Here is an 18,717-nt window from a genome sequence, read left to right as displayed (position 1 = left end):
ACTTTGAAATTTACATCTATCAAAATAAACATGAAACTATTTTACAGATCTCTCATTCTGCTTTCAGCAATTGTTTTAGGAAATTTAAACGGACAATCTCAAAATTTAAGAATTGATATTAAGCTTGAGAATGTAAGTGACAGCTCTGCATACCTTGCTCACTATCTGGACGGACGAATTTTTGCCGATGATACCACTAAACTCATCAATGGTGTTGGTTTGTTTAAGAAAGATAGCTTATTAGATCAAGGCATCTATGTGGTCTATCTTCCTTCACAAAAATACTTCGACCTTTTGATAGGTGAGGATCAAGAGTTCTCAATCAAATCTGATTCTAACGATTTTGTGAATAAGCTTGTGATTAATGGTTCGAAAGAGAGTGAAGCTTTTGCCGATTTCCAGAAATTCATGAAAGCTAAAACAGAGACGAGTAAAAAACTTCAGGAAGAATATAAGGATAAGCTTAAGGATGAAAAAGCCAAGGCAGAATATCGAGAACTTTTCAAGAAAGCAGATCTTGAAGTTAAAGCCTATATCAAGACTTTAAACGAAAAATTTCCCAAGCCTAGCTTTGTTTCCGAATTTGCCAACTTTACACTTTCACCTGAAGCACCAGACTTCAATGATTCTATTGCGTCAGATTTTCCTGATCGTGATAAAGAAATTAAACTCAGAAATTACCTTTGGACAAAGGATCACTTTCTATCGAATCTGACTCCTGCTGACGATAGGTTTCTTCGCACACCTTTACTAAAGGATAAATTGAAATTTTTCTTCGAAAACATACTGATCCAGTCACGTGATTCCATTGTAAAAGAATCCGTTAAATTGATTGAGCAGGCTCGCCCTAACAAAAAATGTTTCCAATATTACACCCAATATGCACTCAACTATGCCATTAAATCGAAGATTATGGGCATAGATGCAGCCTTTGTCGATTTGGCAAGAAAATATTATTTAAGTGGACAGGCTACTTGGGCTGACTCAACACTAATGGCAAATATTAAAGAGCGAGTTATTAAACTTCAGTACAATTTACTTGATATGAAAGCTCAGGATTTAGCTTTGGAAACCATAGATGGTGAGTTTGTAAAATTACATGAGTTAGATGCCAACTATACAGTTCTGTATTTCTTTGAGACTGATTGTGGACACTGTAAGAAAGTAACACCTCGTTTAAAGCCTGAGATACTCGATGCTTATAAAGATTTAGGTGTGCAAATCATGGCTATTTATACGCAACAAGAAAAAGAGGCTTGGCAAAAATATATAGAGGAGAATGAACTGTTCGATTTCGTAAACTGTTACGATCCAAATTATCATTCGAATTTTAGAATATACTACGATGTGTATTCAACCCCAACCATCTACCTGCTCGATAAGGATAAAAAGATAATTGCGAAACGCTTGGACATTGAAAATCTGAAAGGCTTTTTAGATCACGAAAGAAAGCGCAAAGCTGAAAAATCATAAACAGCGTATCAATTACGACACAAGAGCTATCCTAAAATGGATAGCTTTTTTTTGACTCAAAACTCAACTTAAAATGAATAACTAAGGGGAAACATGACTGAACTGCTACAGATTCTTCAAACTATAACGCATTATAGCCTACATCTTCTATTTCCAGGAGCTATAGCATGGTCTTTCTTCAGAGAGAGCTGGAAAAAAGCATGGCTCATTATGCTGGCAACCATGCTGGTCGATTTAGATCATTTATTGGCGACGCCCATATTTGAAGCAGGACGATGCAGTATTGGTTTTCATCCCCTTCACTCCTATTACGCCATCGCAATCTATTTTATCATGGTTTTCTTCCCCAAAGTCAGAATCGTAGCCATTGGCTTACTGCTGCATATGCTTACCGATTTTCAAGATTGTTTGTGGACCAGTTTCTTAGGTCAATAAGCTTTACTTTTAGGCTCTCACTATTTTTGTTCCCGAAAATCGGGATCAATAGCTTCTCATCACCTAGTCATACCCCGACATGAGCAGCTTGCATATAGTCAGAGCATGACAAGCAAGCTGTATTAGGTAGGCATGTAAACTGTCCTTCGATTACGATCTGGGAACGGGAGGAACTAGTATCGGGATTGCTTCTTTAGATTAAAAGTCGGCGAGAACCATAAAAAAATAAAAAAAGGTGAAAACTTCATAATTGAACTCTCACCTTTTATTCTTAGTTAGTCAATTTTATTTGGCTTCCAGATAAGCTTTTAAGCCATTTAATGTCTGAGAAAACTCAGAACCTAATTGCTTAATAATTTTACCTTCAGACTCCCCTTCTTTGGCCTTGAAATAACCCGACATACTTACCTTACATTTATTAGGGCCTTGTGCTATTATTCTATAATAAACCGACAAGTATTTTGTAGGTAAATACTCATCGAAGGGCTTAAACGCAATTGTTTTGTTAGCAGGATCATAAATTTGAACCTCCTCTAACCTTGGCTTTCCATCTGCCATTACCATTTCGCGAACCGCTTCAAGACCATGACCATCGGCTAATGAAGATTTCACCAAGCTTGGTACATATTCTTCTACTTTTTCAAGCGAAGCTAAAAGCTTAAACACAACATCAGCTGAAGCCTTTATTGTTACTTCTCTCTTTGTATTTGGGGGTGACATCTTAGCAGGTTTCATTTGTGCCGAAACACTTCCAAACATACCACAAACCATCAAAAAGAGAACAACAATTTTTAGTTTTGTATTCTTCATCTCTCTTATTTAAAAATTGATTCCAACTTCTCTGTTAAAGATTTTCCACGCAATTGTTTCCCAACAATCTTACCTTCTTTATCCAACAGGATGATATAAGGAATACCACTAAACTGATATTCTTTCATAATATCCTTACCAGCTCCTGGGGCTTGAATTTGTGGCCAAGTCATATTTTCCTGGCTCATTGCTTTTTTCCAGGCATTTTTGCTTTTGTCAATCGATACACTTAAAATTTCAACACCTTTATCTTTATAAGTTTCATACACTTCTTTTAGATGAGGAATTTCGTTACGACAAGGACCACACCATGATGCCCAAAAGTCAACAATCAGATACTGACCTCTAAAATCCTTAAGGCTTATCATTTTTCCATCTGCAGTTGGGAATTCGAAGATTGGAGCTTCTTTACCAATTGCTAATCTCTCTTCCTGAGCAATTGCTTCATCTCTGGCATTTTTATAATCAATTAAGGGCTGGTAGTTAGGGTTCTTTGCTTCCAGAGTCTTAATAATTTTTTCAACCAAAGGTTTATCGCTTTCTTTTCTTAAAGAACTCAATAACGAGATAATTGAGTTACGATCAGCATAATGTTCAGCAATATAATGGGTTCTTGCATCAAGATCGTCATAACAAGCATTATAACCTTTACCTGCAACCTCTTTCCATTTCTCACTATCCGACAACGAAGCCTCATACATAATTCTTCCTGCAGCAATCATGCTCTGGTAATTGCGGTAGTAATTAAAGGCAACCAAATTCATCACCTCATTGTTTTTTCCACCATTGATATACACATATGGTGGATTCTTGATCTTCATTTTAGCCGTATCCTGACCTCTAAAGTCAATTTTCAAATCCTCATCCTCAGCCCAAAACTGAACAGACTGCCACTTCTGACAATCCAGAGTATAAACACCCGGCTTATCAACTTTCATCTCAAAAGCATAGCTTCCATCTTTCTTAACATCAACCGAATCAATAACTGTTTTATCAAAACCATTACGTTTGACGATGGTCATTTTAAAATTATTATCCGGAAACTTTACATGACCGGTAATGGTGATTGTATCCTTAACTGGTGCCTCGCACGAGAAAAGAATTAATGCTAAAAATGCAACAAGTAAATTTTTCATTTTTTCTTTTTTAATCCATCAAACGATGGTGATTGTTAGTTTGTGTCTAAGTTCTGCCAAACCTCTGATTTAAATCAGTAAACACAATTAGTTATTTTGATATCATGCTGGCCTTTTCAAACCAGCACATAATTTTTACTATTTCTTTCCCTTAGCAGGTTTCATTCCACCCATTCTAATCATAGGAACAGAAATAATCTTTGTTCCGGCTTTCTCTGCCTCGAGATCCGCTTTTTTAGAAGCTGATTGTGTGGCTTTAGCTGCCTCAGCATTACCAACCAACTTTAACAAATCCGCTTTTGTAGCTAAATAACCTGACTTATGCTCAGGTCTAGTTTCATTAGCAGAAGCATAATTTGCCCAACGAATAGCTCTCTCTAACAATGCTTTGACTGTTGAAGCTTTAGCAATCGTCGAAGCTGCAGAGTCAAAATATCTATACTTATCAGCATTATTTTTCAATAAAGAAAAATCAAGAGCTGCATCTATAGTGTAAGCATACTTATCCCAATCATTCAAACGTGAATATTCGTTTTTTAAAGCAATAGCTATAAGTTCTGAAGATCTATCGTAGTTTGAGTTTTGAAGATCAGTAATTAAAGCATCAAAACCAGCTTTATCGTACACTCTTCCTTTACCTGGGTAGAAATAAGAATACTCTTCAATTTTCTTATTATAAGTCTTGTAAATCTTAGCATCTACTTCTTCAACACCAACAACTTCAGCTAACTTAGTTCTATTTTTTACAATAAAACGAAACTCATCAGTTGCAGGGTTTTTCATAAAATACTTAACGATATTCCAGTTCTCCTTCTTTAATAAATCTTCTTTCTCAAGACTTGAAATATATTGGTCAGCTTTTTTAGCTTCTTCTTTATCAAGATTAGCCATACGAAGTGATCTTAAATAAGAAAACATGAATTCACCATCACGCTTACCTGCTTCGTACTCCTTTTGCAATGCAGCAAAATTCTTATCTTCTGATTGTGCCTCTTTCATATAACCGATAAACTCATCAGCTCCATAAGCACCAACCACACGATGTACAACTTCACCTTCAGCATTGATAACTAGGAAAGTTGGATATGCATTAATTTTCCATCCTGGCTTAAGATCTGGACCCTCGCCTTTTTCCATGTCAATTTTGAAGTTTACAAAATTAGCATTGAAATAATCAGCAACGTGATCTTGTGTAAAGACATCCTTAGCCATCATCTTACATGGTCCACACCATGATGTATAACAGTCAACAAAAATCAATTTGTTTTCTTTCTTAGCTTTCTTCAAAACCTTAGACCACTTTGAATGTTCGAACTCAACAGAACGATTCTGAGCCATAGAAGTTTTTGAAATGAAAAGCCCAGCGAGAGCTAATGCAAATACTGTTAGTAAATTTCTCATGTTATTGTTTAATTTTGATATTCTATTACCGAAACGAAACAGCCTGCCAACTGCTATAGCTATAAGAGAATCGTCCAATAATAATTAGTAGTTTATAATCCTTTATTGATTCGATATCCATCATGAATATCTCCTCATCAGAATAAAGACCCAAGAATTTGATTTATCCCTTAATTAAAAAGTATTAATTTTTAATTTATTTTGAGATAGCCTATTTCTCCCCTAACAGATCAGCTTTGAGTTTTACAAAGGCATTTTGCCAACCACTGGCTAAATTCTCTGTTGCCAAGCTCATATCACACCACTTAGCTGCCTCAGCACGAAGCTCTTTATCCTTTGATGACGCATTTACAGGCAATGCATAGTTATATAACGACATGACACTTTTATCAATTAAGCCCGACTCTAAATATTTAGATATGATGCTCACAAAAGTTTTCCAATCTTCCAGGCTTCTGGCAGTAGAAATCTCAGAATAAGCTAAAATCTTAGCTTTATCTTTAATATTGAATTTCTCCAGATCGGCTTCAAATTGTGACTTTCGATCAAGATTCAACTGAAAATCACCCGATTCAGTCTTATCACATAGTTGGTTCCCTTGACGTAAGAATGTGTAATAAATCTTCTCACCTACTTCCTTTTCACCAAACATACTTTCAAATTGCTCTCTATTTGTCAAAAGGTATTGAAAAGCTTTATTATCCGTATTGAGAATGTACTTCTTCACCAAATCCCAATTCTCCTGACTTAATAGCTTCTCAGAATCTAAGTCATCAAAATATTTTACAAAAACCTCTTTTAGCTTTACTTTCTCACCAGCCGATTCCAACATCTTCAAATACCCTACTAAGAACTCATAATCTGAAGCTCCTTTTTTCTCATAAATTGCATTGTAATCAGACAGATTCATCTCACCATTTAAAGCATCGTTTCCTAATTTCAAGAATTCATCTTTAGGTAAGGAGCCAACAGCCTTATGCACGATCTTTTCATTTGCATCGACAAAAATTAAAGTTGGATAGGCAGTAACACGCAATTTTGATTTCAGACTTAAACCCGGTTCTTTCTCCATATCAAGTTTTACATTTACAAAATTTTGAGTAAAGAAGTCACCCACTTCTGCATCTGTAAATACATTTTTAGCCATCATTTTACAGGGGCCACACCAAGTTGTGTAAGCATCAATAAAGATGAGTTTATTTTCATTCTTTGCCTTTTTTAGAATCTCTAGCCAAGAGCTATGCTCGAATTTAATCCCTGCCTGATCTTTATTATCAGATTGCAATTGAGCATATGATTCCTGACCTAAAAACAGACAAAAAGACAAGTAAACAAGTATTGTTTTAATTTTATTCATCAGTGAAAATTTGGAAATAGAATTCACCTGGCATCTGGAGAAACTTGCTTTTACTTACACAAGTTCCCCCAATACCATGAGTAATTTTATTCTGTGAAATTTGAATAGAAACAGTCATATAAATGACTGGATTAGAATTTACAAGTAGCCAGGATTCTGAACCAAACTACCTTTTGTGATATCAATTTCACGCTTAGGAATTGGTAAAACGTAACGACCTGCAGGAACATCTTCGTACACACCATCCGTATTTTTAAACTGAAGTTTTCTTCCTGTTCGAATGATATCGTAACGATGTAATCCCTCAAAAGCTAACTCTTTCTCACGCTCCAACAGAATACGATCAATTAAATCCTCAGCTGTAGTAAAATCAGAAAGCTTGTAATCGACATAAGCAGCATCAGCTCGTCTGGCAATACGATTTAGCAAATCTACTGCTTCCTGCACTTTACCATCAGTTCTAGCTAAAGCTTCAGCACGAGTCAAATACATCTCTGGTAAACGAATCATTGGTATATTATCACGACCATCTTTGTGGTTGAACTTGCTCGTTGTTAACTTGCCATAATTTTCACTAGATAATGAATTTCCACTCCACATTAATTCCGTCATTCTTTGATCAGTACTGGATAATTTCCCTAAATAATCATCAGAGACATATCCAAAAGTTCTTGAATAATAAAAAAACCAATGTGTTCCAAACTGATGATCCCCACCATTGTATGTTAAAGGAATCGCATAAATATGCTCTTCAACTAAATCTTCATCGATTCCATCAGTAATAGGGAAAACTGAACGCAGATTAGATACTAAAGCATAAATTGGATTATTTATCAGGTAAGCGGATTCTTCAGCTGCTTTTGCATAATTCCCCATATACAAATACACTCTTGAAAGTAGGGCATGAACACTGCCTTGTGTAGCACGAGCTCTTGTTTCTAATTTATCATCATAATCCTCATTTAAGTCTGGTAAAGCATCTGTTAAATCTTTAATGATTTGCGCATAGACTTCATCATTTGAGGAACGTTCTAAAGCATTGTTAGATACAAACTCAGTTCCTGCATAAGGCTCTAACTGTAAGGGTAAACCCAAACCAGACATATTTCCCTGAAGAGCTCCATCACCATATAATTTCAACAAAACCAAATAGTTGTAAGCTCTTAAGAATTTAGCTTCGGCAACATGTTGCTTTTCTAAATCTTCATTATATGTCCCCAGTTCAGGCACCGATTTGATAATCACATTAGCTACATTAATGGCTGAATAGGTATCTCCCCAAATTTTTTCAGCTGAATAATCATCAGTCAATAAATTACCTGAGCTTAATAACTGTGCACCAGCACTAGTCGGTACAAATGTATTAGTCGTAATATCACCAATGATATACGCTGTTTGCTTATTAGCCTCATAGGTTTTGTTGTAAACATCCATTAAAGCTGATTCTGCTGAACTTGAAGTCTGAAACACCTCAGACTCAACAGTCGTATCCTCAGGAGCAAGATCAAGCTGTTTGTCGCAAGCCGTTAGACTACCAACAATAGCTAGCAAAGCAAAACTATATGTATTAATTATTCTATTTTTCATTTTTTCTGGAATTAGTATCTTGACACCAAATTAAAGCATCATAGATTATTACTAATAAACTCTTAAACATTACCTTAAGCCAATTTTAACTCCAATTTGTATGGCTTTCTGCTGAGGGATTGTTAATTCATCATTACCAGCATATGTAGCTGAAGAACCAAAGGCACTTACTTCAGGATCAGGTCCAGAATAATTTGTCCATGTTACTAAATTTGACCCTTTAGCATAGAGAACTAAACTACGTAAACCAATCTTGCGTATTATATCAGGATTAAAACGATAAGATAATGAAATATTTTTCAATCTAATATAAGAACCGTCTTCCAAAAACCTATCAGTCTGCCTACTAACTGTGTAATCTATTCCACCTACACCTTTGGGAGGCGTAGATTTATTAACCTTTTTAGGAATTTCAGTTTTGTGTCCTGCAATAATCCATTCATCTAAAATCTCAGTGCTCAAATTTCTATTCTTATTATCTGTATACGTCAAAAGTTCTGCACGAGTTCCATTCATGATTTTTCCACCATATGAAAAACTCAAAAGCGTATTTAACTCCCAATTTTTATAAGAGAAAATATTTGTGAAACCTCCTGTAAAGTCAGGCATTCTGTCCCCCATGATAAATTTATTATCATATTCTTCCTTATTATTTATCGATGCCGGAGCAGTCGTTGAGATACTCCCATCAGCATATTTCCACAAAGGATTCCCTGTAAGAGGATCAACACCATGCCAATCGTACAAAAACCAAGCTGTTGATGATTCGCCTACTTTATAATACGCATAACCTATTGTGGCGTCACCTGCAACATAACCATCTAAATTTAGTTTTGTAATTTTATTGGTGTTTTTTGCAAAATTTAAGTTTGATGTCCACTTAAACTCCTTATCAATATTTACAGTGCTCAAGGAAACTTCAATACCCTCATTTTCCATGTCCACGATATTTTGTGTCTGAGATGAATATCCCGAGTATAAAGGAACACTCGATTCAATCAACATGTCAATACTCTTCTTATTATAATAATCGACAATTAAAGATACTTTTGAATCAAACAAAGATAAATCTAAACCAACGTCCACAGTTTGTGTTTTTTCCCATTTCAAATCGGGATTACTAGCCTGTTGCACTTCTAGAATATTCGAATTACCATATTGTTTTGCATTTTCTCTAGACACATACTGCCCCTGATTACCATAATAGCCTCCTGAGCCTGAAATTCCAGAGAAGCCTAAACTAGCACGAAGTTTCATGTCATCAAGCCAAGTATACCGCTCCATGAAGTTTTCATTTGAAATTCTCCAACCTGCTGAAAATGATGGAAATCCCACATACCTTTCGTTTTTATTAAATCGAGATGAGCCATCTACACGATAGGTTACACCAGCCATATACTTATCTTTCCAACGGTAATTCATTCTACCAAAGAAAGAAACCATAGCCCACTCTCTCAGCACAGCACCATCAACTCGAGGTTCATTCGCAGAACCAATACTTAAAACATCATTAGTAGGAAAATCAGTCGCTGAAATTCTCACATAGTCTTCTTGTGATTTCTCAAAACTTTGTCCAACAACACCATTAAACACGTGCTCACCAAATTCTTTATATATAGATGCTGTATTGTTAACAACCAACTTAAGATTATTAATGTTTGTTTGACTTGCACTTCCATCAATAATCACTACAGTTTCCTCTTGATCATTCAATCCCTTATACTCTTTGTTTCGATTATATGATTTCGAAGACATCAAATCCATTCCAACTTCAGATCTTAAAGTTAACCACGACAAGGCCTTGTATTCTGCGTATAAGTTTCCAATGACACGTTTATCTTTTATGAAATTAATATCCTCTTTTGCTTTCGCTATAGGATTAAATCGATCCTTATTACTTTGCACAAAGACATAATCACCGTACTCATCTTTAATTGGAGTATGTGGTGAAGCCAATAATGAATTACGATATACGCTACCTGAGTTTAATGAATTATTATCAGTAGATGATAGAGTCAAATTATTTCCAAAACGGAATTTTTCACTTGATTTATATTCATAATTGATACGAGCTGAGTAGCGCTGGAAATCATTGTTGATTACATACGAGTCCTGATCAAGATAAGCTAAAGATAAAAAATACGTGCTTTTATCTGTACCTGCAGATACTGTCGCAGAAACATTAGTTGTTACAGCAGTACGTATTGCTGCATCAAACCAATCTGTATTTGCACTTTTTGAAAAATAATTTTCCTTATTGCTATACGCACTGTAATAATCATTGTAAAAATCGACATATTGGTCTCCACTTAAGACATCGGGAACACCAACAGGTTCGGCGACCGAAGTAGAGATATTAAAATCGACTTTAGGAGCCCCCTTTTTACCTTTTTTGGTTGTAATTAAGATGACACCAGCTGCACCTCGCGAACCATAAATTGCTGTAGCATAGGCATCTTTAAGCACTTCTATAGATTCAATATCCTCCATATTTAAACTCGCCAAAGGATTTCTTTCAAATTCTGAAGTAGCACCTATCGATCCCGAAGTACTATTTCCGCCCATTGCTACCATTGGAACGCCTCCAGACTGAAAAGAAGTAGAAGCACCAGCGCCTACACCATAAACAGGTACACCATCAATAATATAAAGAGGGTTATTATCAGCAGATAGCGATGTAATACCACGAATGGTTATTGCAGTAGCACTACCTGGTGTACCACTTGCCGAATTAACTTGCACACCTGCAATTTGACCTGCCAAGGCATTATCAACACTTACAGCGACTTGTTCAATTTGTTCAATATTCACAGATGATACAGCACCTGTTAGGTCACGTCTTTCTTGCACACCGTATCCAATTACGGCAATTTCTTTAAGAGATACATTATCGGGAGATAAACTCAAATCGAAATGTGTTTTCGTCCCAATTTTAATTTCTGTTGATGCATATCCTATTGAAGAAATCAGTAGAATATCGTCATGATTTGCAACGATAGTGAAATTACCATCAAAGTCGGCAGCAACCCCATTTGTTGTGCCTTTTACAATAATCGTAGCTCCTACAACAGGCTGATTATCTTCCGAGCATTTGAGTGTGCCCGTTATCTTAAGATTCTTTAATTCCTGAGCTTTCGTTATTTGAGCCTGTACACCCAAAGACGATATGGTCAGTAAAAAAGAAAAAAGGATGTAAAATATTTTATTCATTATTTTGGATTTTACTACATGTTATTAAAATTGAGATTTTTAATCTCCTAAGAAGTTAATTCAGGAAGCCGCCTGCCAGCAGCTTCCCAAATATGAGTCCAAATTAATTCAAAGTACCTTTCCAAGAATCAGTTAACACCTTAGCTGTTCCATCAGCTTCAGCGCCCATTCCACCGAAAATATGAACTGTATTAGCATCTTTTACAAAAGCATGACCTGCACGAGCAGCAAATCCTTCTGGTAATGCACCTTCAGTAACTTTTGTCCAGTTTACACCAGCATCTTCCGATACCCAAACATCATTCATAGGAACAAGTTTTGTTACTTCCTCTTCAGCTACTACTTCTACTTCAGTTTTGTTACCACCAATTAGATAAAATCTATCGTTATACTCATAACAAATATGTCCAGAACAAGCAGTGAATGGAGTTTCAACAGCCAATTTAGTCCAAGTTACACCATCAGTAGACTTATAGATTTCGTTATTTAATACAGATGAATTGTTACTTTCACGACCACCAATTAAGTATAACTCGTCATTATAAACGACTAATTGACTTTTCGCTCTAGCAACAAAATCTACTCCAAAGTCAGCCTCCAAGTTTGTCCATGTAGCTCCACCATCCGTAGACTTCCAAACATCAGCCATAGCACCTTGAGGAGCACCAAAAGCAACGCTAAAACCTCCCGTTAAATAAAGATCACCATTCATATTAGCTACTGTAGCATTAGTTCTTGCTGTAAAAGAATTAACTTCTGGCGCAGCTCCCCAACCTTCATAAGGATTTTCTGTTGTAGTTACCTTCTCCCAAGTAGTACCATCAGTCGATGACCACACTTTATTACTTGCAGAACCATCACCTGTTCCACCACCAAAATAATCAGAGTATGACATACCACCTACTAGTAGCTGCTTATCACCATGCTTTACAGCAGCAGTTCCAACTGCCATACCATAATCCTGGAAGATTGCAGATGTAACTTCAACAAAATCAGAACCATCAGTCGAAGAATAAATTCCTGCTTCATGATCTCCGTAAACTGAAGCACCTTTAAGACCTCCAACTACAAAATACTTACCATCTAAATCGAAAGCTGTAATATCAGTGTATAACGGGAAACCTGCATTTGGAGAAAGGTTTGTCCAAGCAGATAAAGTAGTCGCTACATTTACTCTTACTGTATAATTCAATGTATTATCCCCATTTTCTGCCACTACAGAAAACACGATATCACTTGTGAAATCCATTGCTACAGAACCACTCACCTGATCAATACCTGCAATATTTACAGTTGACAATGGTGCTGCACTAAATACTGGCGTCAATGCAGAAGCATCAAATCCATAAGGCAAAGCAATTTGATTTGTAATAACATTATCACTTCCAATTGTAAATTCGTAATTCTCAAGTGCTGCATCGGAAAATCCAAAACTTAGGAAACCTGTTAAATCACTCAATTTTTTCTCATCATCACTACAAGAAGTGAATACACTGCTTAATAAGATGGCCACAAGAGGTAAAGCCATTTTCCATGAAATTCTTACATTTTTCATAAAATTTAATTTTAGGTTTTTATTGGGTTTATTATTCGGATTCTATCGTTCCAATTCGATTTATCTAATTGACTAAAACTGTTATTTCATCAATCTTTTAATCACTTTTTCACTTCTAACAATCCATTTACTATTTAACTTAAATCACTATAATCTCAAAAAACATAGAAATAGGCAACCCTGATTACCAGATTAAAGGCTGATATTATGCATACTTCAATAAAAGTTGATTTGAAATTTTCAGTGTGGTTACATCATCCTGCCAGACTCAATAACCTTTCATTTACTACATTTATTTTTAATTTTTACTTGACACGTTTTTATAAGTTAATTCTTAGGCCCAAGCTAAATGACTTTGACTGTGGCATGGTTACTTCATCGTAACCAGAGAGTAATGATGATGAACCAAAAGCACTTACTTCGGGATCAACTCCAGAATAATTTGTAATTGTAAACAAATTGGTCGCTTGAGCATAAATTTTGACACTTTCAAGTTTCCATTTACTTACAATCTGTTTAGGTAAATAATAAGCCAACACAAGTCTTTTCATGCGAATGAATGAAGCATCTTCGTAAAAACGTGAACTTGTTCGACTGGTGGTATAATTGCTTGTATTCGTTATTGAGTTATTAAACAAGGCTGGTTGACTCGTTATATCTCCTTCTTTTTTCCAATAATTTAAAACATCAGGTGATAGATTATAGGCTTCCGTTGTCGTATAAGTATGCAATAAAGCAGCTGTACCATTGAGCATTTCTTTTCCACTGACAAAGGATAAAAAAGCATTCAATTCAAATCCCTTATACTTCAATCTATGATTCATTCCTCCTGTTAAAGTTGGAATACCAGAGCCAAAAGTTTTTCTATCATTATCACTAGAAGGTGGTGTCTCACCCATAATACCATTTGGATAATGCCAAATAGGATTTCCCGTTACTGGATTGACACCTTGCCAATCGTAAAGGAAAAATTGAGCTGCTTCCTTACCTTCTTTAAAATATTTATAGGCTTGATCGGCTTCCCAAACCTCCTGTCCTACATAATTAAGTTTAAGAACTTTATTCTTATTATAGGCAGAAGTCAGAAGCAAATCCCACTTAAATTCACTATCAATCAGTTTGCAATCCAAATTCAATTCTATTCCAGTATTCTTCATCTTACCCACATTGACCCATTGCTTTTGGTAACCAGAAACAGCAGGAACATCTGTAAACAGCAATAAATTATTCACCTGTTTAGAATAATAATCTAATGAAGTTTTAAAACGTTCTTTAAAGAATGACATATCAACACCAAAATCAAAATTCTTTGTTTTTTCCCATGCTATATCCTGTTCAGCACCATTTTCCTCAGAAAGAATCAAATTGCCTGCATAAGTCAAATTTTGAGGATGAGTTTGATAAGTTCGTAATGCACCATATGTAAACGTAGATTGCTCAACACCGGAATACCCGAAACTAGAACGAATCTTAAGTAGGTTCATAAATGAATCATCAACATCTGACTTTAGAATCCAGCCTGCGGAAAAAGCAGGAAACATCTGGTAACGATTACTCTTTCTAAAACGAGATGAACCATCAATGCGGTATGAAAGTCCTGCAAACAATTTTTGCTTGAAATTATAATTCAAGCGGCCAAACCATGAGGCCAATGCATACCGCCTTTTTTCCATTTGATAATCATTTAATTTAAGACGACCTCCTATATTTATACCCGACAAGCCTTCGTAAAAGACTTCTTCTTCCTTTTGTCTCGATTGTTCAAAACTTTGCCCCAATATAAACTTGAGATAATGCTCTCCAAATTCTCTATAACCGTTAATGGTATTTGTAAACACCCATTTTCGGGAATACCCATCACTTTCTATAGCCTCTTTAACATCTGGACTGAAACCTTTTCTATAGGCAGAAACAGCATCCGTATCAATCAAATTTCCCCCTAAATCAAAACGATAAGAAAGCCAATTCGTCAATTCAAAATCAAAATAAATATTTACAATCACATAGTTATCAACAACTTCTCCTTTATCAGATTTAGCCATTGCCAAAGGATTAGCAAAATAATTACCATAAGGATTACCCAAATTATTAAAATTATAATCTCCTTCAGGATTATGAACTAACACATTCGGTGCCTTTAAAATTGCATCTCTATATATCTTAGGAGCAAGCAGCGAATTATTCTTCTCTGCCGTAATGGTTAGATTGGCACCTAAGCTAAGTCGATTATGAATTCTTTGCTGAAAATTCAATCGTCCTGTATATTTTTTATAATCAGCGCCCAAAATATAACTCTCTTGATCAATTTGAGAGAAACTCATATAAAAAAAACCATTGTGCTTCTTGTTCTGAATAGATAAGCTCAACTTATTCCCTATTGCATTTCGAACAACTAAATCATACCAGTTCGTATTATTTGAAGAGGGGAATAAAACCTCTTCATTTTTTAATTTACTATAGTAAGTACTATATAATTCAGCATATTGATCAGCATTCATCAAATCGGGTTTTCCAACAGGTTTAGACAAACTCGTCTCAAATAAAAAGCTTGCTGAAAGACCTCGTTTCTTAGGTTTCTTTGTACTTATTAAGATGACTCCTGCTGCACCTCTTGACCCATAAATCGAAGTAGAATAAGCATCTTTTAAAACAGAGATCGATTCAATATCCTCTGTATTAATCATATTTAACCCATTCTTCTGAAACTCATTAGATTCCCTAATATCATTAAAGACATAATTATTAGCTAAGCCAAAAAATGCTCCACTAAATGATTGTGTTGTTATTTGATTTAAATTCTCTTCATTCGAAAATAAAGGAACACCATCTACGACTATTAGGGGACTATTGGCATCAGGCTGCAATGAAGTTACACCCCTAATAGAAATTGTAGAGGCACTACCAGGTACTCCCGAACTTTTTTGAAACCATAAACCACTTGCACTTCCTGCTAATATATCATCAAAATTATTTGGAACTTCTCCACTCATCATTGGATCTATTGAGTTCACAGCGCCAAGCAATTCTCTTGTAGCCTCTTCACCATAACCAATTACATTAACCTCTTTTAAACTAATTAAGTTTAGTTTTAGTCGAATATCTTCAACAATCTTAAACCCTACCACAGTTTCAAAATCAACGAAACCAATAGCAGTCACTAATATTGTATCTCCAATATTACATTTCAAATTGTAATAACCATCCTTATCACTCGCTGTTCCATATACTTGATTTTTCAATCGAATTGAAGCTCCTATAATTGGCAGGCCATCATCTTCACATAAAACTCTTCCCACAACAATTTTTTCAATTTTCATCATATCTTGAGTTTCAGTACTACTTGAAGACTCTAGAAGGGTCATTGGAACAGCTCCTGTTTTTTCTTTAATGATAATCTTATCCCGATAAATAATAAAATTCAAGCCAAAAGGAGTCAGTACAATACTGAGAATAGCATCAATTGACATTTCGTCTCCTCGTATAGCTTTTACTTTAAGATGTTGAAGTCTTTCAGGATTATAAACAAAGGTGAAGTCTGATTGTTTCTCCAACTCATCGATAAAGGATTCAAAGTTCATTTCCTTACTAAACTCATTTAATGAAATAAGCTTAGATTGGGAAAAAGATGAAATTGGATTTACTAGGCATAAAAAAAGCAAAACTAAGAACATATCAATCCTGAATCTACTACTAGTGGTAACAGACTCACAAACAAATACGCATTTGCTTGTATAGTGTAGATATTTTTTCTTAATTTTGCAGCACATAATGTTTGTTGAAGTAAAAATCTTTATTTCAATTACATTTACTTGACAAGTAAATTTACTACATGTTATTTAAATACCGAAGAGCTGCCACTTTTCGGTATTTTTTTTGATTAAAACTCCCCTTTCCTCCCAATCAAAACGACCTCTTTATCAATCCTATATGAAAATTCATTAGTCATCTCAAGAATTTTAAGAATTTCTTCAAATTTTTCATTTTCAAACTTAGCTGTGATTTTCAGGTTTTTCAGACTGCCATCCGTCAACTTTATTTTCACACCATACATTCTATGTAATGATTTTGCCAGTTCTGACAAACTCGTATTTTCAAAATATAAAGCTTTATCCATCCAAGCCAAATCCATTGAGTTGTCCACATCAAGTTTAGCTATAGATTTTTTATCCTTATCAATGACTCCCTTATTCCCTGGAATAAGTATTAACGATTCAGTATTTGAAGCTTCAAAAGCAACACGTCCAGTTATTACAGAAGTAGAAATTTGTTCATCTTCAGGATAAGCTTTAATATTAAAAGATGTACCTAAGACCTGAACATGACTCATTTCTAAACCAATTACAAAAGGTTTACTTTCATCTCTTGCAACATCAAAAAATGCTTCACCCTCAAGATAAAGCTTACGCTCATTAGCTTCAGAACCTACCTTATACTTTAAGCGACTATCACCATTCAAATAAACGGTAGAACCGTCAGCTAACAATTGTGTTTGTTGTGTTCCAGCTTCAGCCTCAACTAAATCATATCCAATTAAATTCAAATGTGAAAATGGATCAGAAATTTCATAATAAGATAATGCACCTAAGGAAATAAAGGCCACAACAGAAGCTGCAATCCTCATCCACCCCATGGATTTCTTTTTACTAACACGCTCATTAAAATCTACAACTTTAGTTTCTTGATTAATCCTCTTTTTAATATCTGTAAAAACACGTTTCTTATCTTCTTCGTCCACAACGAGAAGTATCTCTTCCCATTGTTGGCGTTGGAGTTCAAAACTTCGCTTATTTTCTGGTTTTTCCCTTAACCAGTCATTAAGCAAGTCTTGCTCCTCTTTATTAGCACTACCAGCTAATACTTTGGTTATTATATTTTGAATTTCACTCATTTTGTTATTTCGAAATAATAGCTTTTAAACTTAAGACCCCAGAATTTATAAAACTCCCTAAAAAGAAATTGATTTTTTTTAATTAAAATTAACAAAATCAGGTATAAATACACATAACACCCTTAATAAGTGAGTATTAATGAAGAATAGATTCATTTCTTTTTTCTGGAAAAATCACCTAAAGACTGGCTTATTTTCTTCATAGCGATTCTCATTTGGGTGTCAACGGTATTAACAGAGATATCTAGTTCTGATGCAACTTCTTTATACTTGAGGCCATCAAAACGAATCATCTTAAAAATTGCTTTGCATTTTTGAGGTAGACTCTCGACAGAATTTTTGAGTAGATCCTGTAGTTCATGTGCTTCCATCACTTCATCAGGAAGAGCAACTGAATCTGAGATATGATAAGACTGCTCATCAAGAGATTCATTGCTAATTCTAGAATTATTTCTGATATAATTTAAAGAAAGGTTTCGTACTGAGATGAACAAATAACTTTCAAAATTTTTAATCTGAACTAATTCCAATCGTTTTTTCCAAATACGACAAAACACATCGGACACAACCTCTTCAGCCAAAGGTTTATTTTTCAGATACTGAAAGGCCGTAGCATACATTTTAGAATAGAATAAATCATAGATTTGTTCGAATGCACGCTCATCCCCTTCCGAAGAAAGTTGATGAATTAGGCTTGTGATATGATTCGGGTTAGTTAACAATCTTGGGTAGATAAATAGGTTTTTGAACCCCGTAAAAGTGCAAAATAATGTCAATTTAACTACAAAAAAACAATAGTTTTTTTTCGACAGAGGCACTTGAAAAATGCCTAAACTGACATAATAAAAAACAATAATAACTCTCA

Annotated in this window: 12 protein-coding genes; 2 read left to right on the top strand and 10 right to left on the bottom strand. The window is 35.0% G+C overall.

Annotated features, from left to right (window positions below; all coding sequences use genetic code 11):
* Window positions 1-30 precede the first annotated feature (30 nt).
* Together DWB61_RS11045 and DWB61_RS11040 are read left to right on the top strand one after the other, a co-directional pair.
* Window positions 31-1,473, top strand: coding sequence for a TlpA disulfide reductase family protein (locus tag DWB61_RS11045; RefSeq protein WP_125030967.1), 1,443 nt, complete (start codon window positions 31-33; stop codon window positions 1,471-1,473).
* Between the two features lie 93 nt (window positions 1,474-1,566).
* Window positions 1,567-1,908, top strand: coding sequence for a DUF6122 family protein (locus tag DWB61_RS11040; RefSeq protein WP_191984777.1), 342 nt, complete (start codon window positions 1,567-1,569; stop codon window positions 1,906-1,908).
* A 285-nt stretch (window positions 1,909-2,193) separates the two neighbouring features.
* Here the strand turns inward: DWB61_RS11040 and DWB61_RS11035 are convergent, their stop codons facing one another.
* From DWB61_RS11035 to DWB61_RS10990, 10 genes are all read right to left on the bottom strand, one after another.
* Window positions 2,194-2,718, bottom strand: coding sequence for an SRPBCC family protein (locus DWB61_RS11035; protein WP_125030966.1), 525 nt, complete (start codon window positions 2,716-2,718; stop codon window positions 2,194-2,196).
* A 5-nt stretch (window positions 2,719-2,723) separates the two neighbouring features.
* Entirely contained in the window at window positions 2,724-3,854 is a 1,131-nt protein-coding gene (locus tag DWB61_RS11030; RefSeq protein ID WP_125030965.1) for a TlpA disulfide reductase family protein, read from the bottom strand.
* Between the two features lie 138 nt (window positions 3,855-3,992).
* Window positions 3,993-5,255, bottom strand: a complete 1,263-nt coding sequence (locus DWB61_RS11025; protein WP_125030964.1) for a thioredoxin family protein — start codon at window positions 5,253-5,255, stop codon at window positions 3,993-3,995.
* A 211-nt stretch (window positions 5,256-5,466) separates the two neighbouring features.
* Window positions 5,467-6,612, bottom strand: coding sequence for a thioredoxin family protein (locus DWB61_RS11020; RefSeq protein ID WP_125030963.1), 1,146 nt, complete (start codon window positions 6,610-6,612; stop codon window positions 5,467-5,469).
* A 138-nt stretch (window positions 6,613-6,750) separates the two neighbouring features.
* Entirely contained in the window at window positions 6,751-8,199 is a 1,449-nt protein-coding gene (locus DWB61_RS11015; RefSeq protein WP_125030962.1) for a RagB/SusD family nutrient uptake outer membrane protein, read from the bottom strand.
* Window positions 8,200-8,268: 69 nt separating this feature from the next.
* Complete coding sequence (locus tag DWB61_RS11010; protein ID WP_125030961.1) at window positions 8,269-11,409, bottom strand: SusC/RagA family TonB-linked outer membrane protein; 3,141 nt, start codon at window positions 11,407-11,409, stop codon at window positions 8,269-8,271.
* Window positions 11,410-11,512: 103 nt separating this feature from the next.
* Window positions 11,513-12,964, bottom strand: coding sequence for a Kelch repeat-containing protein (locus DWB61_RS11005; RefSeq protein ID WP_125030960.1), 1,452 nt, complete (start codon window positions 12,962-12,964; stop codon window positions 11,513-11,515).
* Window positions 12,965-13,284: 320 nt separating this feature from the next.
* Entirely contained in the window at window positions 13,285-16,542 is a 3,258-nt protein-coding gene (locus DWB61_RS11000) for a SusC/RagA family TonB-linked outer membrane protein (protein ID WP_158614395.1), read from the bottom strand.
* A 299-nt stretch (window positions 16,543-16,841) separates the two neighbouring features.
* Window positions 16,842-17,852: a FecR family protein gene (locus tag DWB61_RS10995; protein ID WP_125030958.1), complete on the bottom strand. Its 1,011-nt coding sequence runs from the start codon at window positions 17,850-17,852 to the stop codon at window positions 16,842-16,844.
* A gap of 152 nt (window positions 17,853-18,004) precedes the next feature.
* The gene (locus DWB61_RS10990; RefSeq protein WP_125030957.1) at window positions 18,005-18,574 is read right to left on the bottom strand and encodes an RNA polymerase sigma-70 factor; all 570 of its coding nucleotides are present in this window, start codon (window positions 18,572-18,574) and stop codon (window positions 18,005-18,007) included.
* Between the last annotated feature and the right edge of the window lie 143 nt (window positions 18,575-18,717).

It is taken from the genome of Ancylomarina euxina (genome assembly GCF_003863355.1).
GTDB classification, from domain to species: Bacteria; Bacteroidota; Bacteroidia; order Bacteroidales; family Marinifilaceae; genus Ancylomarina; species Ancylomarina euxinus.
This window is presented reverse-complemented; position numbering and strand designations above follow the sequence as displayed.

Excerpts from the sequence above, each read along its gene's own strand:
- DWB61_RS11045 (WP_125030967.1), top strand. The coding sequence starts at position 31 with ATGAAACTATTTTACAGATCTCTCATTCTGCTTTCAGCAATTGTTTTA.
- DWB61_RS11040 (WP_191984777.1), top strand. The coding sequence starts at position 1,567 with ATGACTGAACTGCTACAGATTCTTCAAACTATAACGCATTATAGCCTA.
- DWB61_RS11035 (WP_125030966.1), bottom strand. The coding sequence starts at position 2,718 with ATGAAGAATACAAAACTAAAAATTGTTGTTCTCTTTTTGATGGTTTGT.
- DWB61_RS11030 (WP_125030965.1), bottom strand. The coding sequence starts at position 3,854 with ATGAAAAATTTACTTGTTGCATTTTTAGCATTAATTCTTTTCTCGTGC.
- DWB61_RS11025 (WP_125030964.1), bottom strand. The coding sequence starts at position 5,255 with ATGAGAAATTTACTAACAGTATTTGCATTAGCTCTCGCTGGGCTTTTC.
- DWB61_RS11020 (WP_125030963.1), bottom strand. The coding sequence starts at position 6,612 with ATGAATAAAATTAAAACAATACTTGTTTACTTGTCTTTTTGTCTGTTT.
- DWB61_RS11015 (WP_125030962.1), bottom strand. The coding sequence starts at position 8,199 with ATGAAAAATAGAATAATTAATACATATAGTTTTGCTTTGCTAGCTATT.
- DWB61_RS11010 (WP_125030961.1), bottom strand. The coding sequence starts at position 11,409 with ATGAATAAAATATTTTACATCCTTTTTTCTTTTTTACTGACCATATCG.
- DWB61_RS11005 (WP_125030960.1), bottom strand. The coding sequence starts at position 12,964 with ATGAAAAATGTAAGAATTTCATGGAAAATGGCTTTACCTCTTGTGGCC.
- DWB61_RS11000 (WP_158614395.1), bottom strand. The coding sequence starts at position 16,542 with ATGAACTTTGAATCCTTTATCGATGAGTTGGAGAAACAATCAGACTTC.
- DWB61_RS10995 (WP_125030958.1), bottom strand. The coding sequence starts at position 17,852 with ATGAGTGAAATTCAAAATATAATAACCAAAGTATTAGCTGGTAGTGCT.